Genomic DNA, 20,583 nt, shown 5'->3' with positions numbered 1-20,583 from the left:
TGTCTCCTGGGCCGCGCACGCAACCCGCCCCTGGTGGGGCAGGCGCGTGCGCCGTGGCACACGGGGAAGGATGCCTTAGACGGCCATCGGGTTGGGTTTGGCGGGATCAAGGTTGTACTTCCTGAGCGCCTCGGCGACGACCTTGCGTTCGATCGTGCCTTCATCTGCCAATGCATTCAACGCGGCAACCGTGACCCAGTAGCGGTCGATTTCGAAGAAGTGGCGCAGCTTTTCACGCGTGTCCGAACGGCCGTAGCCATCCGTGCCCAGCACGACGAACTTCTGCGGCACGAACGCGCGGATCTGCTCGGTCAGCGCACGCACGTAGTCGGTCGAGGCGATCACCGGACCTTGTGCGTCCTTCAGCAGCTTCTCGACGTGCGAGAGCTTCTTCTCTTCGGTCGGATGCAGCAGGTTCCAGCGCTGCACTTCGTGGCCTTCGCGCGCGAGTTCGGTGAAGCTCGGCACGCTCCACAGGTCGGCGGCGACGCCCCAGTCGTTCTTCAGCAGGTCGGCGGCGGCGATCACTTCGTTGAAGATCGTGCCCGCGCCCATCAGTTGCACGCGCGGCGCCTTCTTGTCGGCTTCGGCCTTGCTGAACGAGTACATGCCCTTGATGATGTCGGCCGCCACGGTATCGCCCTGCGGTATCGCCGGGTGCTCGTAGTTCTCGTTCATCACCGTGACGTAGTAGTACACGTCTTCCTGCTCAGCCACCATGCGACGCAAGCCGTCCTGCATGATGACCGCGAGTTCGTAGCCGAACGTCGGGTCGTAGCTGATGCAGTTCGGCACCGATGCGGCCCACAGCAGCGAGTGACCGTCTTCGTGTTGCAGACCTTCGCCGTTCAGCGTCGTGCGGCCCGCGGTGCCGCCCAGCAGGAAGCCGCGCGAGCGCATGTCGCCCGCCGCCCATGCCAGGTCGCCGATGCGCTGGAAGCCGAACATCGAATAGAAGATGTAGAACGGGATCATGATCTCGCCGTGCGTCGAGTACGACGTCGCGGCCGCGATCCAGTCCGACATGCCGCCGGCTTCGTTGATGCCTTCCTGCAGGATCTGACCGGTTTCCGACTCACGGTAGAACATCAGCTGGTCGGAATCTTCCGGCACGTACTTCTGGCCTTCCTGATTCCAGATACCGATCTGACGGAAGAGGCCCTCCATGCCGAAGGTACGCGACTCATCCGGCACGATCGGCACGACGCGCTTGCCGAGCGCCTTGTCCTTGAGCAGGATGTTCAGGATCCGCACGAACGCCATCGTCGTGGAGATCTCGCGGCCTTCGCCCGTGCCCTTCAGGAGCGGCTCGAATGCCGACAGTTCCGGCACCGGCAGCGACTCGGCCTTCTGACGACGCGCCGGCAGATAGCCGCCGAGGTCCTGGCGGCGAGTGCGCATGTACTCGAGCTCCTTCGAACCTTCCTCGAACTTGAGGTACGGCACGTGGACGATGTCTTCGTCGGAGATCGGCAGACGGAACTGATCGCGGAATTTCTTCAGCTGCTCCACCTGCATCTTCTTCTGCTGGTGGGTGATGTTCATCGCCTGACCGGCTTCGCCCATGCCGTAGCCCTTGATCGTCTTCGCGAGGATGACGGTCGGCTGGCCCTTGGCCTGGGTGGCCTGAGTGAATGCGGCGTAAATCTTGTGCGGATCGTGGCCACCACGATTCAGGTTCCAGACGTCCTCGTCGGACCAGTCGGCGACGAGCGCCTTCAGTTCCGGCGTGTTGAAGAAGTGTTCGCGCACGAACGCGCCCGACTCCGACTTGTACGTCTGGTATTCGCCGTCGACGACTTCCATCATCCGGCGCATCAGCGCGCCCGACTTGTCGCGCTGGAACAGCGCATCCCAGCGGCTGCCCCAGATGACCTTGATGACGTTCCAGCCGGCGCCGCGGAATTCGCTTTCGAGTTCCTGGATGATCTTGCCGTTGCCGCGCACCGGACCGTCGAGGCGCTGCAGGTTGCAGTTGATCACGAACACCAGGTTGTCGAGCCGTTCGCGGCCGGCCATGCCGATCGCGCCGAGCGATTCCGGTTCGTCCGTTTCACCGTCGCCGAGGAAGGCCCAGACCTTGCGGCCGTCGGTCTTCGCAATGCCGCGCGCCTGCAGATACTTCATGAAGCGCGCCTGGTAGATCGCCATGATCGGGCCGAGGCCCATCGAGACGGTCGGGAATTGCCAGAAGTCCGGCATCAGCCACGGGTGCGGGTACGACGAGATGCCCTCGCCGCCCACTTCCTGGCGGAAGTTGTCGAGCTGCTGCTCGGTCAGGCGGCCGAGCAGGAACGCGCGCGAGTACACGCCCGGCGACGAGTGGCCCTGCACGAACACGAGATCGCCACCATGCTCGGGCGACGGTGCGTGCCAGAAGTGATTGAAGCCGACGTCGTACAGCGTGGCGGCCGACGCGAACGACGCGATGTGGCCGCCGACGTTGGTTTCCTTGCCGGCGCGCAGCACCATCGCGATGGCGTTCCAGCGCGTGTACGAGCGGATACGGTGTTCGACGTCCTGGTCGCCGGGGATCTTGTCCTGGCGCGCGACCGGAATCGTGTTGATGTACGGGGTGTTGGCCGAGAACGGCAGATGTTCGCCATGCACACGCGCGAATTCGATCTGTTTCTCGATCAGGTAGTGGGCACGGTCAGGGCCCACCGCAGAAATCACGCCATCCAGCGCTTCCAGCCATTCGCCGGTTTCCTGGGGATCGTCGTCTTTTTCGGCGGCGACATATTTCATGACTTCGTCGGGTACAGCGGACATGCTCGTCTCCTGGGTATAGAGGAACGCTCTGTGAACAGACGGCGCGGACGAAGCACGGCCGCGGCAGCTTCGGCCGATTGTAATAAGGGTCCCGACGTCCACGCAACAAAATTTTCAAATTACGAGATCAAATCTCATAATGCGAAAATTTGTTGCGGCGCACCCTGGTTTGACTGCCGATCGACGGATACGTCGGCTAGTTTGCGCCGATTAGTGGTACTGTCCGTGCCTTTTTGCGCCTTTTGTCAGGCACGCGCTGAGCTACAATGCCACGCATGTTGACCGAACGGCTTTTCGCACGATCGGCGCGCACCGCCGGTTCGTCGGCGGATTCGACGCCGTCCTCCCGCTGGCACCATGGACCATGGTGGTCGAACTCCTATTTGCTGACGCCGCTCCTGTCGATCCTGGTCTTTCTGGTCGTCATGAGCCTGATCCTGTGGAGCCTGAACCGGCGCGAGCAGCAGCAGCAGGAAGACACGCTGTACCGTAACGTCGCGTGGGCGCAGCAGCAGATCCGCCTGTCCATGACCGGCGCGCAGGAACAGATTCAGGCGCTTGCGCGCGATCTGGCCGCCGGCCACGCCGATCCGCATTCGTTCCAGGTGTCGACTACGGACATCATGCAGGGGCATCCCGAGATCCTCTATATGAACTGGTACACGAGCCAGCAGCAGCCGCGCTGGCCCAATACCGCGCTGCCCGTGCTAGGCCAGCGTCTGGCGAGGCCGAACGACACGCAGATGGACGAAGCCGTCAAGGCCGCCTTCGCCGAGGCGCGCAACACGCGCCGCCAGGTGTACTCGCCGCTGATCTACGACGACCTCGGCAATGGCTATATCACGCTGCAGACGCCAGTGTTCCGCGACCGCGAGTTCCTCGGCACGATCGCCGCGGTGTTCTCGGTGGAAGGCATCCTCAAGCGCGACATCCCGCCCGAGCTGTCGGCCAAGTACAAGATCTCGATCATCGACGTGAACAACCGCGAGTTGACCACCACGTCGACCCGCCCGCGCCTGCCGCGCGACATGTTCTACGACCTGCCGCTCGATCCGCCGGGCCAGGGCATGTCGGTGCGTGTATACGCGTTCCCGCAGATGACCAACTTCACCAACAACACGTTGGTGTGGCTGGTGGCCGGACTGTCGTGCTTCGTGCTGTGGAGCCTGTGGAGTCTGTGGAAACACACCCGGCAACGCTTCGAGGCTCAGCAGGCGCTGTACGCGGAAGCGTTCTTCCGCCGCGCGATGGAAAACTCGGTGCTGATCGGCATGCGCGTGCTCGACATGCACGGCCGCATCACCCACGTGAATCCGGCGTTCTGCCGGATGACCGGCTGGGACGAGAGCGACCTGGTCGGCAAGAACGCGCCGTTCGCCTACTGGCCGCGCGACGCCTATCCCGAGATGCAGCGCCAGCTCGACATGACGCTGCGCGGCAAGGCGCCGTCGTCGGGCTTCGAATTGCGGGTGCGCCGCAAGGACGGCTCGCTGTTCCATGCGCGCCTCTACGTGTCGCCGTTGATCGACAGCTCGGGCCGCCAGACCGGCTGGATGTCGTCGATGACCGACATCACCGAGCCGAAACGCGCTCGCGAAGAACTCGCCGCCGCCCACGAACGCTTCACCACCGTGCTCGAAAGCCTCGACGCCGCGGTGTCCGTGCTGGCCGCCGACGAAGCCGAGCTGCTGTTCGCCAACCGCTACTATCGGCACCTGTTCGGCATTCGCCCGGACGGCCATCTGGAATTGGCGGGCGGCGGGTTCGATAGCGCACAGGCGTCGTCCGATTCGATCGATATGGTGGACACTTACGCCGGCCTGCCCGCCGCCGCATTGACCGAAAGCACCGCCGATGCGCAGGAAGTCTACGTGCAGGGCATCCAGAAGTGGTTCGAAGTGCGCCGCCAGTACATCCAGTGGGTGGACGGCCACCTCGCGCAAATGCAGATTGCGACCGACATCACGACCCGCAAGCAGGCCCAGGAACTGTCGCGGCAGCAGGACGAAAAGCTGCAGTTCACCAGCCGCCTGATGACGATGGGCGAAATGGCCTCGTCGCTCGCGCACGAGCTCAATCAGCCGCTCGCCGCAATCAATAACTATTGCTCCGGAACCGTCGCACTGGTTAAATCCGGTCGAACGACGCCCGACAATCTGCTGCCGGTGCTCGAAAAAACGGCCCAGCAGGCAGTGCGGGCTGGCATGATCATCAAGCGCATCCGCGAGTTCGTGAAGCGCAGCGAGCCCAAGCGGCAAGCCACGCGCGTCGCCGATATCGTCGCGGACGCGGTGGGTCTGGCCGAGCTCGAGGCGCGCAAGCGGCGCATCCGCATCGTCACCGATCTGCGCTCGCGCCTGCCGGTGATCTATGTCGACCCGGTGCTGATCGAGCAGGTGCTGGTCAACCTGCTGAAGAACGGCGCCGAAGCGATGGCCGAAGCACGCCCGCTTGCGGTCGATCCGGTGATCCGCGTGGTCGTGCGGCTGGACGGCGGGTTTGTCTGCATCAGCGTCGTCGACCAGGGACCGGGCGTCGACGAAGCGACGGCCGAGCGGCTGTTCGAACCGTTTTACAGCACCAAGTCCGACGGCATGGGCATGGGGCTGAACATTTGCCGTTCGATTATCGAATCGCATCGCGGCCGTCTGTGGGTGGTGAACAATGTCGAGTCCGACGGCCACATCACAGGCGCCACGTTTCATTGCAGTCTGCCTATTGGAGAGCCGGACGGCCCGAGCAACGGCGGGTCAGAGGCGCCGACACCACAAACCGTTACGGGAGAGCTATGAACAGCCCAGTCACCACACAGGAAACCGTCTTTGTCGTCGACGACGACGAGGCCGTGCGAGATTCGCTGCGCTGGCTGCTTGAGGCGAACGGCTACCGCGTGCAATGCTTCTCCAGCGCCGAGCAGTTCATCGACGCATGGCAGCCACATCAGCATCCGGGCCAGATCGCCTGCCTGATCCTCGATGTGCGGATGTCCGGCATGAGCGGACTCGAGTTGCAGGAACGCCTGATCGCCGACAACGCGTCGCTGCCGATCATCTTCGTGACCGGTCACGGCGACGTGCCGATGGCAGTGTCGACGATGAAAAAAGGCGCGATGGACTTCATCGAAAAGCCGTTCGACGAAGCCGAGCTGCGCAAACTGGTCGAGCGCATGCTCGACAAAGCGCGCAGCGAGAGCACCAGCGTGCAGCAGCAGCGCGCCGCCGCCGAGCGTCTGGGCAAGCTGACCGCGCGTGAGCATCAGGTGCTCGAACGCATCATCGCCGGCCGCCTGAACAAGCAGATCGCTGACGACCTCGGCATCAGCATCAAGACGGTCGAAGCGCACCGCGCGAACATCATGGAAAAGCTCAACGTCAACACGGTTGCCGATCTGCTGCGACTGGCGTTGTCGAACAAGCCGCAAGCGGCGCAATAAAAACGACCGGCGGCATTCCCCGCTAGAGGTTATCGAGGGTTCGACGGCCGGACTGCAGAAGAGTCCGGCCCGCATCTGTGCTCCTGCTGTTCCTGCTGTTCCTGCTGTTCCTGCTGTTCCTGCTGTTCCTGCTGTTCCTGCTGTTCACGTGCGGCGTTTCATCCGCCGCTTCTGTTTGCCCGCCGCTTCTCCCCTGCTCCTGCTTCTCCCCGCTGCTCCTTCACTGCAATGAAGACGATCCGCTCGGGCCACAACACGTCGGCGCACATCGATCGACACACGCGACATAGCCATCGCTCGCTGCATTTCAACCAGCTCACTTTTCCGACCAGATTGGCAAGCGCAACGACACCCCCAATTTATGCGGGACTCCTTAACGCGGATCGCTGATGCGCGAACGATGTGACGCCCCTCCGGCGCCGGTATAATGTCGCACTTTGCAGCGGTGCCTGGCTCCGATCGGCACGCCATGCTTTTCATGGGCCGACGCGTTCCCGTCGAAAAGCGCCAATGCGCAGGGTGCGGCAAAGCGCCCGAGCGCCCGAGCATCCGTCTCCTGCCCCGCTTTCCAAACTGCCTTTCTCGACCCGACCATGACTGCCAAACTGATCGACGGCCTAGCCCTCTCCAAGACCCTGCGCGCCGACGTCGCCGCACGCGCCGCCGCCCTGACCGCCCGCGGCCATCAGCCGGGCCTCGCGGTGGTGCTGGTCGGCGACAATCCGGCCAGCGAAGTGTATGTGCGCAACAAGGTCAAGGCGTGTCACGACAACGGTCTCGGCTCGTCATTCGACCGCTATCCGGCCGATTTGCCAGAAGCCGACCTGCTTGCGCGCATCGACGAACTGAACCGCGATCCGCGCATCCACGGCATTCTGGTGCAACTGCCGCTGCCGCCGCATATCGACAGCCACAAGGTGATCGAGGCGATCGCGCCGGAAAAGGACGTCGACGGCTTTCACGTCGCCAATGCCGGCGCGCTGATGACCGGCCAGCCGCTGTTTCGCCCCTGCACGCCGTACGGCGTGATGAAAATGTTCGCCGCGTACGAGATTGCGTTGAAGGGCGCGAACGCGGTGGTGATCGGCCGCTCGAACATCGTCGGCAAGCCGATGGCACTGCTGCTGCTCGAAGCGGGCGCCACCGTGACGATCTGCCATAGCAAGACGCGCGATCTCGCCGCGCATACGCGCAACGCCGACGTGGTGGTCGCCGCCACCGGCATGCGCAACATCCTGACGGCCGACATGGTCAAATCGGGTGCGGCAGTGATCGACGTCGGCATGAATCGCGACGAAGCCGGCAAGCTCTGCGGCGACGTCGATTTCGCGGGCGTCAAGGAAGTGGCCGGCTACATCACGCCGGTACCGGGTGGCGTCGGCCCGATGACCATCACGATGCTGCTCGTCAATACGATCGAAGCCGCCGAGCGCGCAGCAAACGCGAACGCGTAATTGTCTCAACGCACTGCCTGATCCCCCGCCGCGATGCCCGTCGCCAGCGGCCGCCGCTGCGGCGCGAGGCGCGAGCGGCACCACGTCAGCACGGGCCGCTCGACGAAGTGCCACGACAACGCTGCGCACACCAGAATCAACGGTGCGGCGATCAGCAGCGACATCACGTGGCTCAACTGCGGCGCAAGACTCGCGATGCACTGCTGCACCATGAAGCCGTACAGATAGATGCCGTACGAGTAATCGTGGTGCGGCACGAAGCGTCGCAACAGCGGCGTCGTCCCCACCCACAGCACGCCGTACACGAAGGCCAGATAGAACAGCGGCCGCGCTGCGGCCATATCGCGGAAAACCAGAAACACCATCGCGAAGGCCAGCGCCGTGAGGCCGTTGATGTCGATCCGTTCACGCCAGCCATACAGCAGCATCCCCAGCATGAAGAACGGCTCCGGCCAGAACGAATAGCCGCCGGGAGGCTCGCTGAAATCGCGCACGCCGATCTGCAGATGCGGCAGATGCCAGCGCAGTGCGACCGCGATGCAACCGAGCGCCGCCGCCAGCATCACGCCGCGCCGGCTCGACAACAGACCCAGCGTGCCGGTCACGAGCACGATCAGATAGCAGCGCACTGCGACCGGCAGCGTCCACAGCGGCCAGCAGATGTCGACTGGAAAACGGTTGTGCTCGAACACGCCCGGCAGCGTCCAGCGGCTTTTCAGCACGATCGTAGAGAAGTTGTCGAGGTTGGCCCACGTCATGCCGGCGGCGAAATACTCATGCAGCGGCAGCGTCGTGAAGAGCGGCCCGACGATGAACACCATCACCACCGATCCCACCGCCACGGCTGGCCACAGCCGCGCGATCCGCAACGCAACGAAGCGTGGCCCCGAGCGTTGCCGATCGTAGCTGGCGGTCACCAGCATGCCGCTCAGCAGGAAGAACGCGTAGACGCCGAGCGGACCGAACCCGTCGAAGCCGAGCGCGTTCCGCACCCAGTCCGTGGTGCCGTCCGGCGCCTGCAGCAGCCAGGAGTGGCCATACACAACAGCAAAGGCAGCCAGCAGCCGCACGAGGTCGAAATTGTTGCGGTTGCGCGATAGAGCGTGCGAAAGCGGGTTCATCAATACCTCTGACAGAGAACGCCGCCGACCGATATCGACACTACCAACACGATCGACAGCGACACGGCAGATTGCGGCAAGGCAACAATTCGCACCGTTCGCTTTCGCACAAAGACGCCGCGGCCCTCATACCCTTATGCGTCATGCGGCCGGGTCACCGGCACGCCCGATTCCGCACATGCGGCCGCGACATCTGATAATTTGTCTGCCAACCGATTGGAATCCGCGCACCGCGCCCCAATAATGTCCGTATCCGGTGCCACGGAGCGACCTCGCGCCCGTCGCTGCACCGACTACCCGTTCACCCGCGTCAGACAGGAAGCCTTATGTCCACCACTGCCTCGAATCACGACAATCCGCTCCTCGATTTCTCCGACCTGCCGCGCTTTGGCGAGATCCGCCCCGAACACGTCACGCCCGCTCTCGATGTACTGCTTGCCGATGCAGCCGCCGCCGTCGAGCGCGCCGCGCTGCCGATCACGCCCGCGTCGTGGGCCGACGTGGTCGAGCCGGTCGAGCGCGCCACCGAACCGCTGTCGCGTGCGTGGAGCGTGGTCGGCCATCTGAACGCCGTCGCCGATACGCCCGAGCTGCGCGCCGTGCATGGCGAGAATCTGCCGCGCGTCACCGAATTCTGGTCGAGCGTCGGACAGAATCTCGCGCTGTACGAGAAGTACAAGGCGCTGCATGCGAGCAGCGATTTCGCGTCGCTGACTGGCGAGCGCCAGAAGATTCTCGGCAATGCACTGCGCGATTTCCGGCTGTCCGGCGCCGAATTGCCCGAAGAGCAAAAGCCGCACTTCGCCGAATTGCAGGAGCGCCAGGCGTCGCTGTCGAAAGCATTCTCGGATCATGTGCTCGACGCAACCAACGCGTACGCGTACGTCGTCGAGGCTGGCGACGAAGCGCTACTGGCCGGCCTGCCCGAAGACGTGATTGAAGCCGCGAAGGAAGCGGCCGAGCGCGAAGGCAAGACTGGCTACAAATTCACGCTCCACTTCCCGTCGTATTTTCCGGTGATGCAGTACTCGGAAAATCGTCCGATGCGCGAAGCGATGTATCGCGCGTATGTGACGCGCGCATCCGAGCTTGGCCCGCAATACGGCGACGGCCGTGCCGAGTGGGACAACACGTCGGTGCTCGCCGAGCAGTTGAAGCTGCGCGCCGAAGAAGCGCGCATGCTCGGCTTCAACAATTTCGCCGAAGTCTCGCTCACGCCGAAGATGGCCGAGTCGCCCGCTCAGGTGATGACCTTCCTCGAAGACCTCGCCACGCGCGCCCGTCCGCATGCCGAGCAGGACTGGAAAGAGCTGCGCGAATTCGCCACGAACGAACTCGGCATGAGCGACCTGCAACTGTGGGACATGACGTTCGCCGCCGAACGTCTGCGTCAGAAGCGCTATTCGTTCTCCGAGAACGAGGTCAAACAGTACTTCCCTGAAGACGCCGTGTTCAAGGGTCTTTTCAAGGTCACCGAAACGCTGTTCGGCGTGCGCATCCGTCGCGACGAAGCGGCCGTATGGCATCCGGACGTGCGCTTCTTTCGCGTCGAGAATCAGGACGGCGGTCTGGTCGCCCAGTTCTACCTCGACCTGTACGCGCGCCAAGGCAAACGCGGCGGCGCGTGGATGGACGATGCGCGCGGCCGCCACAAGCTCGCGCACGGCAGCGTGCAGACGCCGGTCGCGTATCTGACCTGCAACTTCTCGGCGCCGGTCGGCGGCAAGCCCGCCTGCTTCACGCACGACGAAGTCATCACGCTGTTCCACGAGTTCGGCCACGGTCTGCATCACATGCTCACGCGCGTCGATGAACTCGGCGTGTCGGGTATCAACGGCGTCGAGTGGGACGCGGTCGAGCTGCCGTCGCAATTCATGGAGAACTTCTGCTGGGAGTGGGACGTGCTGAGCGACATGACGTCACACGTCGAAACCGCGCAACCGTTGCCGCGCGATCTGTTCGACAAGATGCTCGCTGCGAAGAATTTCCAGAGCGGTCTCGGAACGCTGCGGCAGATCGTATTCTCGATGTTCGACATGCAGCTGCATACCGGCTTCGATGCGAGCGGCACCAACAACGCCAACGAACTAGCGCGCGAAATCAACGAGCGCTTCCATGTGGTGCCGCAGGCTGCGTTCTCGCGTTGGCCGAACACCTTCAGCCATATTTTCGCGGGCGGCTATGCCGCGGGTTACTACAGCTACAAATGGGCCGAGGTGCTGTCCGCCGATGCGTACGCCGCGTTCGAAGAAGCGGCGCAAGCCGCGAGCGGCAGCGTGCTCGATCAGGCGACCGGCATGCGTTACCGCAAGGAGATTCTGGAGGTCGGTGGCAGCCGTCCGGCGATGGAATCGTTCAAGGCGTTCCGTGGCCGCGAGCCGACTATCGATGCGTTGTTGCGCCATAACGGCATGACGCCGGGCGCCGCGCATTGAGCAATTGAAGCCTTCGTCGGCGCGTGGGATCGCGCCGGTAGCATTGCGCCGATAAAAAGCCGGCGACCTGCGCGAGCAGGCGCCGGCTTTTTCATGCACGCGCCGTTACGCCATTACGCCAACACGCCAACACGCCAACACACCATTACGCCAACACGCCACTACGCCGCCGCGGCTAGCCAGACCGCGAGGCGCGATGCAGCTTGAAGTCCACCTGCGCCGGACGACCGTCGAGCGATAGCGCCGCGCGTGCCGCCGGCGCACGGCTCACCACCTTGCCGCGGCTCACCACCGCGAGCCTGGCGGCACGCAAGCGGATCGCTTCGACCGGATCGCGTGCGTCGAGCAGCACGAGATTGGCCGCGCATCCAGGCGCGACACCATAGCCTTCCAGACCGAGGATACGCGCGGCATTCACCGTGACCGCGTCGAAACACGCGTGCATCCCGTCGACGCCCGTCATCTGCGCGACGTGCAGACCCATGTGCGCGACTTCGAGCATGTCGCCAGAACCCAGGCTGTACCACGGGTCCATCACGCAGTCGTGGCCGAACGCGACGTTGATGCCGGCCGCCATCATCTCCGGCACGCGCGTCATGCCGCGTCGCTTCGGATACGTATCGCTGCGGCCCTGCAGCGTGATGTTGATCAGCGGGTTCGCGATCGCCGCGACGCCCGCCTCGCGCATCAGCGGCAAGAGCTTGCTGACGTAGTAGTTATCCATCGAATGCATCGAGGTCAGATGCGAGCCGGCGACGCGCCCCTGCAAGCCGAGCCGATGCGTTTCAGCCGCGAGCGTTTCGATGTGACGCGACAGCGGATCGTCCGATTCGTCGCAATGCATATCGACGCGCAAGCCCTGCTGCGCCGCGTACTCGCACAGCATGCGCACCGACTGCGCGCCATCGGCCATCGTGCGTTCGAAATGCGGAATGCCGCCGACCACATCGACACCCATCGCGATCGCCCGCTTGAGGTTCTCGAACGCGCCGGCGCTGCGCAGCACGCCGTCTTGCGGAAACGCCACCAGTTGCAGATCGAGATATGGCGCGACCCGGCGTTTCACTTCGATCAGCGCTTCGACCGCGAGCAGGCGCGGATCGCACACGTCCACGTGGCTACGGATCGCCAGCAAGCCACGCGCGACGGCCCAGTCGCAATACTGCAACGCGCGCTCGACCAACGCCGCCTGCGTCAGTTCCGGCTTCAGCTCGCCCCACAGCGCAATGCCTTCGAGCAGCGTGCCCGACGCATTCACGCGCGGCAAACCATACGACAGCGTCGCGTCCATGTGGAAATGCGGATCGACGAACGGTGGGGTGACGAGCGAGCCCGCCGCATCGATTTCCTCGCCCGCGCTCGCGGCCAGATTCGGCTCGACGGCGACGATGCGGCCCGCATCGATGCCGATGTCGACCGGTTGCCTGTGCTGCCTGGGCTGAGGCGAGGCGCTCGGCGGCAGCATCGCGCGGCGGATGATCATCTCCATGAATCGCTCCATTTGTCGATGGGAGTTAGTGCTTTAGCACTTACTCCGGTCCCATGCAAGACAGTCGCTTGCCCGCTTCTGATGCGTACGATTCTATCGGCGTCAGAAAGGTCGTGCGGTGTTTTATCGGGATGCCCGTACTGGCGCGCGGCGCGAAATGCGTACCGGCTACGCACAATACAGCGCGCCTATACTCGGCCTTCAGAACGGTGGTCCGGGGGCGTTCCGGATGCCGTCGTCCATTCACGGAGCAGACATATGAAAACGATTGGCGTGATCGGCGGGATGAGCTGGGAGTCGTCCACCGAGTACTACAAGCTCATCAACCGCTATGCGAAGGCGCGCCTCGGCGGTCACCACAACGCACGCAGTCTGATGCTCACCGTCGACTTCGCGCCGATCGAGGCGCATCAGCGTGCGGGCGACTGGACCGCGCTCGGCCAGCAGATGGCCGATGCCGCGCGCCAGCTCGAACGTGGCGGCGCCGATCTGGTGATGCTCGCGACCAACACCATGCATCGCGTGTATGAAGCGATCGAGCAGGCGATCGCGGTGCCGTTCCTGCATATCGCCGATCCGACCGGCCACGCGCTGCGCGCGGCGGGCGTCGAGCGGGTTGGTTTGCTCGGCACGCGCTACACGATGGAGCAGACGTTCTACACGGGCCGCTTGCGCGAGCGCTACGGCCTCGAGGCGCTAGTCCCCGACGAGGCGCAACGCGCAGACGTGCATCGCATCATTTACGACGAGTTGTGCCATGGCCACGTGAATGACGCTTCACGCGCGCTGTATCAGGATGTGATCGGCACGTTGGCCACACGCGGCGCGCAGGCGGTGATTCTTGGTTGCACCGAGATTACGTTGCTGATCAAACCGGAAGATTCCGTGCTGCCGGTGTTCGACACAACCGCGTTGCATGCGCAAGCGGCGGTGGAGTGGGCGATCGGATCAAAGTGAGGGTTGAGGCAATGGGATGCGTGTGCGATTCATCGCAAAGGCAGTATCGGCTATAGGCGTGAACCGCAACATGATCGTGAGAAGCATTGACCAGAGGCTGATAGCCAACGCTCGCAGCTCGCGGATGGCAAAGGACGATTGCACCCGGTTCCACACCAGAGTTGCGCACCAGTTGCACGAATGCCCAAAAGCAAAAAGGGTTACACGCCAAAGCGTGTAACCCTTCAAATGCTTGGTTGCGGGGGTAGGATTTGAACCTACGACCTTCGGGTTATGAGCCCGACGAGCTGCCAGACTGCTCCACCCCGCGTCAGAGAAAAGAGATTGTATAGGGATGTTGGCAAAACGTCAAACCATTGCGTGAACTGTTTCCCAAACGACGAGCGTACTCGCGTGGCGCCTCAAAGATCCTGGACCGTGGCGCCTTCCACCTTGCCGTCGATGATGTCCACGCCGTACTGACTCGCACTGCGCTTGGCCACACCGAAATCGGAAATCGGGTTGGACAGCACGAGGCGGAACACGCGGCTTGCTTTCGAACCGCTAAGCGCGCCCGGCCGACACACACGCACCGCGACGTCGTAACCCTCGGCGTCACGACTGTGACCGTCGAATTTTTCGAACACATGTGAAAACACCAGCGGATGCACTTCGAAGTCCTTATAAAGGTCCGGGTGAAGTTCGGCCATGATGATTCTCCAGCTCGCACGCCTGCGAATGTATGGGTGTGATCCCACTATACGCCGCGGCGTCCGCGGATCGCATTTTTATTTTCTTATTTTCGTTAGGCCTCGGCAGCAATATTCGCCGTCCCCGCTCGCGCGAGATAAGATGCGGGACTATCGGAATCGCCCGCATAAACAGCTGCACAATGATCCGCGCGTCGGGTCGAATGACGGCGCGACAAGCCTGGGCGATCGAGCAGAACGAGGGCCGATGCCCCGACAAAACCTTGCCCAGCAAGAATGTGAGAATGTCATGAAAATTGCCACCTGGAACGTCAACTCCCTCAAAGTCCGCCAGCAACACGTGATCGACTGGCTCGAAGCCAGCCGCGCCGACGTACTGTGTCTCCAGGAACTGAAACTGCCCGACGAAAAATTTCCGCGCGCCGAACTCGCGGAGAAAGGCTACCGGAGCTGGTATGCCGGTCAGAAAACCTATAACGGCGTCGGCATTCTCGTGCGCGACGGTCTGAGCGTCGACGAAGCCAGCATCGTGCGCAACATTCCCGGCTTCGACGATCCGCAGCAACGCGTGATCGCGGCGACCATCGACGGCGTGCGCATCATCTCCGCCTACTTCCCGAACGGCCAGGCGCCGGGCACCGACAAGTTCGCGTACAAGTTGCGCTGGCTCGCCGCACTGCATGACTGGATCGCGAACGAAATGGCGCAGCATCCGAAGCTCGCGCTGCTCGGCGACTACAACATCGCGCCGGAAGATCGCGATGTGCATGATCCCAAAGCGTGGGAAGGTCAGAATCTGGTGTCGCCCGAAGAACGCGCGGCGTTCGTGCGGCTGATCGAACTCGGACTGCTCGATGCGTTCCGCCAGTTCGAGCAGCCGGAAAAGCTCTACTCCTGGTGGGACTACCGGATGATGGCGTTCCGCCGTAATGCGGGAATGCGTATCGACCACATCCTGCTGTCGAAAGCGCTGGCTGACGTGTGCACCTCGTGCGATATCGACAAGGTGCCGCGCAAATGGGACCAGCCATCGGACCACGCACCGGTCGTCGCGCTTCTCGGTTGAGTCGTCGACGGTGCGGGGCACAAACGATGCCCCGCACCACACCCTCCTTGCGCGTCCCTATGCCGTTGGTCCCTATGCCGTCGTTTCAGGCAGCACGTCACCACTCAACACGCGCCACAAGAACCCGAACACCATCGCATCATGCTCGGCCTGCTCCAACTCGTCGGAGCCGCCATGCCCGCCTTCGGTGTTCTCCCGATACCAGACCTTGTCCGCGCCCAGCGCCTGCATGCGCGCGGCCATCTTGCGCGCGTGGCCGGGATGCACGCGATCGTCGGCGCTCGACGTGGTGAACAGCACGGGCGGATACGCGATGCCCGCCGACACGCGGTGATACGGCGAGTAAGCAGCCAGCGCGCGTGCTTCGTCCGGTTCGTCCGGATCGCCGTATTCGTCGATCCATGATGCGCCTGCGTGCAGCAGGTGATAGCGGCTCATATCGAGCAGCGGCACCTCGCACACCACGGCGCCGAACAACTCGGGGCGCTGCACCATGCACGCCGCCACCAGCAGACCGCCATTGCTGCCGCCCTGAATGCCGAGCTGCGCGGCGTGCGTCACGCCGGTGTCGATGAGCGCTTCAGCCACCGCGATGAAATCGTCGAACGCGCGCTGACGTTGCTCGCCCTGCGCCGCCGTGTGCCACCGCGTGCCGAATTCGCCGCCGCCGCGAATATGCGCGACCACGTAGACGCCGCCATGCTCCAGCCAGCCGATACCCTGCCCCGTCAGATAACCCGGCAGCAGAGGAATCGCGAAACCACCGTAGCCATTCAGCAGACAGGGCCGTTCGCTTTGCACTGTGCCGTGCTGCGACGCCTGCTCCTGCGCAGCGGCGTGCGTCGCATGCGGCGCGATCACGGTATAAGGCACCCGCGTGCCATCCGCGGACACGGCGTGCCCACGCGTCACGGCGAATCGCGTCGCGTCGAACTGGGTCGGCCAGCGGTCGAGCAATTCCCACTTGTTCAGGTCGCCCGCGAGGTCGGCAAGCCAGTATGCGGGCGGTTGCAGATAGTCGTCGGTATCGACGAACACTTCGTCGTTCAGCGTCGGCTCGACCGCCGAAACGTCGACGTGCCCATCATCGTGCGATGGAAAAACGCGCTGCTGCCAATGCCACGTCTGATCCACATCTTGCGACGGTGTCCACAGCACGGTCCGGTTCTGCACGTCCTCGAGGTACGACACGATCAGGTGGTGACGCGTATGCGTCCACTCGCAGGCCGAGGTCAGCGGCGTCGGCGTGAACAGCGCCAGCACGTCGCGCTCGCCACGCAGAAAAGCGGCTTCGCGAATCGCCAGCAACGCGCCGCCCGGATAGCGCACGCCATCGCAGTCCCAGTCGAGGCGCGGCTCGAGCAGCAGCCAGCCCTGCCAGCCGCCGACCGCCACGTGCGCCGGCACATCGTACCGGCGCCACGCGTCGATGGCAGCCGCGGCGCTGTCGAGGTCGCTGTCGAGGTAATACGTGTGCGAGTCGAAAAAATCGACGCTGCTCACGATGGTATGCCGCCGCTCGACCGGATCGTAGTGCGCTTCCACGCCGATATCGCCGAACGCGCCCCTGAAGACCACTGGCGCATCCGCCAGCGCACCGCCGCGCGTCCAGCGCCGTACATCGCGCGGATAACCGGAGCGCGTCAAGGTCTTGCGGCCGTTGTCCCAGCCCACGTACAACGTGTCGCGATCGATCCACGACGCCGTATGCTTGCCGGCCTTCGCGATCACGAAGCCGTCGTCGACGAAACGTTGCGCATCGATGTCGAACTCGCGCACCACCTGTGCATCCGAACCGCCCGGTGACATCGTGATCAATGCGCGGTCGCCGTCCGGATAGAGAATGTCGAGTTCGACGCACACCCATGGCGTGCCTTCGGCGGCACCGAGCGCATCGAAGTCGAGCAGGTTCTGCCAGACCGGCGCGCCAGCGCGCCATGCCGCCCACGTCGTGCGTCGCCAGATGCCGCGCGGATTGCGCTCGTCCTGCCACAGATCGTAGGCCCAATCCATCCAGCGATCGGGAATCACCGGACGCTCGCGCGGCAGATATGCCTCGGCGAGCCGCTGCCTGAGCGACTCGAATGGTGCGCCGCTGCACCACGCGGCGCGCGTGCGGGCGTTCTGCCGCTCGACCCACGCGAGCGCATCAGGGTCATCGAGCGCTTCGAGCGACAGGAAGGGATCGGGGGAAAGCGGCCAGCAGAAAGGAGCGGGAGAAGTGGGAGGAGCGGGCATCGTCAGCTGTCGAATCAGAACAGCATTGATTATGCCTTGTGGGCGCCTGCAGCCCACTGCCTGCTGCCCACTTTGACACGACGCCCGAAAGGCGACACGCGAAACACGGAACGCGGCAAGCCAGCGTTGCTTGCGCCCCGCCGGCCTGTCACGCCCAGTCACGCCCTGTCATGCCCTGTCATGCCACGCGAATCAGGGCTCGAGATTGAGTTCCTGAATCTTGCGCGTAATCGTGTTACGGCCGATGCCGAGCCGCTCGGCCGCCTCGACCTTGCGTCCGCGCGTGAAGTCCAGCGCCTCGCGGATCACCGCCGCTTCGAAACGGCGTGCGAGTTCGTCCATCACGTCCGCCGCGTTCTCGCGCAACATCCGCGCGACTTCGATGCGCAAGCCGCCTTCCCAGGCGCTCGCGACGCTCGCGACCGGCATGCTGGCCGTGCCGGCCGGCTGACCTGCGGAGCTCACGCCGTTGATCGGCGCACTGCCGGCAAGCCCTGCATCACCCACACCGCTCGCGGCACCGCCGCCCGCAAGATCACTCACGCCGGTTTGCGCAGGGCCGAGGTCGGGCGGCAAGTCCTTGATCTCGATGGTCTGCGCGGGCGCCATCACCGTGAGCCAGTTGGCGAGATTCTCCAACTGCCGCACGTTGCCCGGAAACGGCAGGGACGCCAGATAGGCAAGCGCTTCCTCGGACACCCGCTTCGGTTCGACGCCGAGGTCGCGTGCGCTCTTTTGCAGGAAGTGCCGCGTGAGCAGTGGAATGTCTTCGCTGCGTTCGCGCAACGCCGGCAAGCGCAGGCGGATCACATTGAGGCGGTGATACAGGTCCTCGCGAAACAGCCCCTGACGCACGCGCGATTCGAGATTCTGGTGCGTCGCCGCGATCACCCGCACATTGGCGCGCAACGGATTGTGCCCGCCGACGCGATAGAACTGCCCGTCCGACAGCACACGCAACAGGCGCGTCTGCAGATCGAACGGCATGTCGCCGATCTCGTCGAGAAACAACGTGCCGTTCTCGGCCTGCTCGAAGCGCCCCTGACGCATCGCCTGTGCGCCGGTGAACGCGCCGCGCTCGTGACCGAATAGTTCGGACTCCAACAGATCTTTCGGAATCGCGGCCGTGTTGAGCGCGATGAAGGGACCGTTCGCGCGTGGGCTATGTCGGTGCAACGCACGCGCGACCAGTTCCTTTCCGGTGCCTGATTCGCCGGTAATGAGCACGGTGGCCGCCGAATGGGACAGGCGGCCGATCGCGCGAAACATGTCCTGCATCGCCGGCGCCTGGCCGAGCATTTCGGGCGCTTCGGCGACGCGCTCGTCCCATGTCTGCTCGCCGCGCATGCTTTCGTCCACTGCGCGGCGGATCAACTCGACCGCCTTGTCGATGTCGAACGGCTTGGCCAGGTACTCGAACGCGCCGCCCTGGAATGCGGCGACCGCGCTATCCAGATCCGAGAACGCCGTCATGATGATGACGGGCAAGCCCGGCACCTTGTCGCGCACGGTTTGCAGCAGTTCGAGGCCGGAGCCGCCCGGCATCCTGATGTCGGACACCAGCACCTGCGGGCTGTCGTGATCGAGCGCGGCCGAAGCCTCACGCACGTTCGCGAAGCTGCGAGTCGCGAAGTTTTCGCGAGCGAGCGCTTTTTCAAGCACCCAGCGAATCGATTGATCGTCGTCTACTATCCAGATCGGCTTCATATGGGTCGGTCAGAAGTCTTGAGATGCGTGTGGGGTTAGCAGTCGAGCGGCAGCAAAATCTGAAACTCGGTGTGGCCCGGTCGGCTGTCCACTTCGATCAGACCTTCGTGCTGTTGCACGAAGGTCTGTGCGAGCGTCAGACCGAGACCGCTGCCGTCCTCGCGTCCCGACACGAGCGGATAGAAAATGCGGTCACGAATGTCTTCCGGGATGCCCGGGCCGTTGTCGATGATGTGCAAGTCCAGTGCCAGCTTACATAAGCGTTTCGACACGGTGATCTTGCGCGCGACGCGAGTGCGCAATTCGATCCGCGCATCGCCTTGCGAAATGCGTTCGCGCAATGCTTCGGCGGCATTGCGCACGATGTTCAGCAACGCCTGAATCAGTTGCTCCTTGTCGCCGCGCAGGTCCGGCACGCTCACGTCGTAGTCGCGTTCGATCGTGAGGCCGCGCGGAAACTCCGCGAGAATCACCTGGCGCACGCGTTCGCACACCTCGTGAATGTTCACGTCGCCGACGATATGCGGATGACGGTGCGGCTCCAGCAAACGGTCGACCAGCGTTTGCAGCCGGTCCGATTCCTTGATGATGACCTGCGTATACTCGCGCAACTCGTCGCGCTGACGCTCGCCGAGTTCGAACTCGAGCAGTTGCGCCGCGCCGCGAATCCCGCCGAGCGGATTCTTGATCTCATGCGCGAGATTGCGGATCAGTTGCTTGTTGACCGCCGTGAGGTCGTTGATGCGCTCCTCGCGGTCGGTGCGCAAATGGCGCTCGTTCTCGAACAGTTCGAGCAGCACGTAATCCTGCGCCCCCTCGAGGAAGCCGACGATCGCATGCACATGCAGCGGCTCGTGGCCGGGACGCTCGAGCACGGCGTCCAGATGGGTCGCGTGAAAACGGTGGTCGGCGATCGACGTGATGGTCGCGACCAGTTCGTCCCCATTCGAGAAAATCTCCTGCCACGCCATCTGTGTCAGTTGCCGACGCGACATCTCCAGCATCGACTCCGCCGACGGGTTCGCGAACGCGACGCGCAGCGTGCGCTTGTCGAGCACCAGCACGACGGTCGGCAACGTCTCGAAGCCGGGCAGCAAACCGGAGCTGACGAGCTGCGCATCGTCCGACAGCGTCTGCTCGTGCCCTTTCCTTGCCTTGATCAGATTCTTGAGAACCATCTTGCAGTCTGGCCGATAGGAGATGGTGATAAATCAGTGTGCCG

The 20,583-nt window shown here is 63.7% G+C and carries 14 protein-coding genes and 1 tRNA gene; 7 read left to right on the top strand and 8 right to left on the bottom strand.

Annotated elements, in window-relative coordinates; all coding sequences use genetic code 11:
• Window positions 1-75: 75 nt before the first annotated feature.
• Window positions 76-2,772: a pyruvate dehydrogenase (acetyl-transferring), homodimeric type gene (gene aceE, locus BN2475_RS20795; protein WP_094781386.1), complete on the bottom strand. Its 2,697-nt coding sequence runs from the start codon at window positions 2,770-2,772 to the stop codon at window positions 76-78.
• Window positions 2,773-3,047: 275 nt separating this feature from the next.
• On the opposite strand from aceE, the gene fixL reads away from it, so the two are divergent.
• From fixL to folD, 4 genes are all read left to right on the top strand, one after another.
• Window positions 3,048-5,564: an oxygen sensor histidine kinase FixL gene (fixL, locus tag BN2475_RS20790; RefSeq protein ID WP_094781385.1), complete on the top strand. Its 2,517-nt coding sequence runs from the start codon at window positions 3,048-3,050 to the stop codon at window positions 5,562-5,564.
• On the top strand, window positions 5,561-6,205 hold the full coding sequence (fixJ, locus tag BN2475_RS20785) for an oxygen response regulator transcription factor FixJ (protein WP_042322743.1): 645 nt from the start codon (window positions 5,561-5,563) through the stop codon (window positions 6,203-6,205). The genes fixL and fixJ overlap by 4 nt, the downstream gene beginning before the upstream one ends.
• 77 nt (window positions 6,206-6,282) lie before the next feature.
• Window positions 6,283-6,495, top strand: coding sequence for a hypothetical protein (locus BN2475_RS34325; protein ID WP_159444593.1), 213 nt, complete (start codon window positions 6,283-6,285; stop codon window positions 6,493-6,495).
• Between the two features lie 303 nt (window positions 6,496-6,798).
• Window positions 6,799-7,659, top strand: coding sequence for a bifunctional methylenetetrahydrofolate dehydrogenase/methenyltetrahydrofolate cyclohydrolase FolD (gene folD, locus BN2475_RS20780; protein ID WP_094781384.1), 861 nt, complete (start codon window positions 6,799-6,801; stop codon window positions 7,657-7,659).
• A 5-nt stretch (window positions 7,660-7,664) separates the two neighbouring features.
• Here the strand turns inward: folD and BN2475_RS20775 are convergent, their stop codons facing one another.
• The gene (locus BN2475_RS20775) at window positions 7,665-8,780 is read right to left on the bottom strand and encodes an acyltransferase family protein (protein ID WP_094781383.1); all 1,116 of its coding nucleotides are present in this window, start codon (window positions 8,778-8,780) and stop codon (window positions 7,665-7,667) included.
• Window positions 8,781-9,106: 326 nt separating this feature from the next.
• Between BN2475_RS20775 and BN2475_RS20770 the strand changes: the two genes are divergently transcribed.
• The gene (locus BN2475_RS20770) at window positions 9,107-11,215 is read left to right on the top strand and encodes a M3 family metallopeptidase (RefSeq protein WP_094781382.1); all 2,109 of its coding nucleotides are present in this window, start codon (window positions 9,107-9,109) and stop codon (window positions 11,213-11,215) included.
• A 175-nt stretch (window positions 11,216-11,390) separates the two neighbouring features.
• On the opposite strand, the gene BN2475_RS20765 is transcribed toward BN2475_RS20770, so the two are convergent.
• Window positions 11,391-12,704: an amidohydrolase family protein gene (locus tag BN2475_RS20765; protein ID WP_094781381.1), complete on the bottom strand. Its 1,314-nt coding sequence runs from the start codon at window positions 12,702-12,704 to the stop codon at window positions 11,391-11,393.
• A gap of 258 nt (window positions 12,705-12,962) precedes the next feature.
• Between BN2475_RS20765 and BN2475_RS20760 the strand changes: the two genes are divergently transcribed.
• Complete coding sequence (locus BN2475_RS20760) at window positions 12,963-13,661, top strand: aspartate/glutamate racemase family protein (RefSeq protein WP_094781380.1); 699 nt, start codon at window positions 12,963-12,965, stop codon at window positions 13,659-13,661.
• A gap of 233 nt (window positions 13,662-13,894) precedes the next feature.
• On the opposite strand, the gene BN2475_RS20755 is transcribed toward BN2475_RS20760, so the two are convergent.
• Both BN2475_RS20755 and BN2475_RS20750 read right to left on the bottom strand, forming a co-directional pair.
• Window positions 13,895-13,971, bottom strand: a tRNA-Met gene (locus BN2475_RS20755).
• A gap of 91 nt (window positions 13,972-14,062) precedes the next feature.
• Entirely contained in the window at window positions 14,063-14,350 is a 288-nt protein-coding gene (locus tag BN2475_RS20750) for a hypothetical protein (protein WP_094781379.1), read from the bottom strand.
• A gap of 289 nt (window positions 14,351-14,639) precedes the next feature.
• Here BN2475_RS20750 and xth point away from each other — a divergent pair, with 289 nt between their 5' ends.
• On the top strand, window positions 14,640-15,416 hold the full coding sequence (gene xth, locus BN2475_RS20745; RefSeq protein WP_094781378.1) for an exodeoxyribonuclease III: 777 nt from the start codon (window positions 14,640-14,642) through the stop codon (window positions 15,414-15,416).
• A gap of 72 nt (window positions 15,417-15,488) precedes the next feature.
• Here xth and BN2475_RS20740 read toward each other — a convergent pair whose 3' ends face one another.
• The 3 genes from BN2475_RS20740 to glnL all read right to left on the bottom strand — a co-directional run bounded on the left by BN2475_RS20740 (window position 15,489) and on the right by glnL (window position 20,539).
• On the bottom strand, window positions 15,489-17,654 hold the full coding sequence (locus BN2475_RS20740; RefSeq protein ID WP_094781377.1) for a prolyl oligopeptidase family serine peptidase: 2,166 nt from the start codon (window positions 17,652-17,654) through the stop codon (window positions 15,489-15,491).
• Window positions 17,655-17,846: 192 nt separating this feature from the next.
• Window positions 17,847-19,361, bottom strand: a complete 1,515-nt coding sequence (ntrC, locus tag BN2475_RS20735) for a nitrogen regulation protein NR(I) (protein WP_094781376.1) — start codon at window positions 19,359-19,361, stop codon at window positions 17,847-17,849.
• A gap of 35 nt (window positions 19,362-19,396) precedes the next feature.
• Entirely contained in the window at window positions 19,397-20,539 is a 1,143-nt protein-coding gene (gene glnL, locus BN2475_RS20730) for a nitrogen regulation protein NR(II) (protein WP_094781375.1), read from the bottom strand.
• Between the last annotated feature and the right edge of the window lie 44 nt (window positions 20,540-20,583).

The sequence above is a fragment of the Paraburkholderia ribeironis genome (assembly GCF_900019265.1).
Classification (GTDB): Bacteria; Pseudomonadota; Gammaproteobacteria; order Burkholderiales; family Burkholderiaceae; genus Paraburkholderia; species Paraburkholderia ribeironis.
Note: the sequence above shows the minus strand (reverse complement) of the source record. Positions and strands in the feature narration are given on the sequence as shown.

Bases quoted from the DNA above. Each gene is read 5' to 3' on its own strand.
- folD (WP_094781384.1), top strand. From the start codon at position 6,799: ATGACTGCCAAACTGATCGACGGCCTAGCCCTCTCCAAGACCCTGCGC.
- xth (WP_094781378.1), top strand. From the start codon at position 14,640: ATGAAAATTGCCACCTGGAACGTCAACTCCCTCAAAGTCCGCCAGCAA.
- glnL (WP_094781375.1), bottom strand. From the start codon at position 20,539: ATGGTTCTCAAGAATCTGATCAAGGCAAGGAAAGGGCACGAGCAGACG.
- ntrC (WP_094781376.1), bottom strand. From the start codon at position 19,361: ATGAAGCCGATCTGGATAGTAGACGACGATCAATCGATTCGCTGGGTG.
- fixJ (WP_042322743.1), top strand. From the start codon at position 5,561: ATGAACAGCCCAGTCACCACACAGGAAACCGTCTTTGTCGTCGACGAC.
- BN2475_RS20770 (WP_094781382.1), top strand. From the start codon at position 9,107: ATGTCCACCACTGCCTCGAATCACGACAATCCGCTCCTCGATTTCTCC.
- aceE (WP_094781386.1), bottom strand. From the start codon at position 2,772: ATGTCCGCTGTACCCGACGAAGTCATGAAATATGTCGCCGCCGAAAAA.
- fixL (WP_094781385.1), top strand. From the start codon at position 3,048: ATGTTGACCGAACGGCTTTTCGCACGATCGGCGCGCACCGCCGGTTCG.
- BN2475_RS20765 (WP_094781381.1), bottom strand. From the start codon at position 12,704: ATGGAGATGATCATCCGCCGCGCGATGCTGCCGCCGAGCGCCTCGCCT.
- BN2475_RS20760 (WP_094781380.1), top strand. From the start codon at position 12,963: ATGAAAACGATTGGCGTGATCGGCGGGATGAGCTGGGAGTCGTCCACC.
- BN2475_RS20775 (WP_094781383.1), bottom strand. From the start codon at position 8,780: ATGAACCCGCTTTCGCACGCTCTATCGCGCAACCGCAACAATTTCGAC.
- BN2475_RS20740 (WP_094781377.1), bottom strand. From the start codon at position 17,654: ATGCCCGCTCCTCCCACTTCTCCCGCTCCTTTCTGCTGGCCGCTTTCC.
- BN2475_RS20750 (WP_094781379.1), bottom strand. From the start codon at position 14,350: ATGGCCGAACTTCACCCGGACCTTTATAAGGACTTCGAAGTGCATCCG.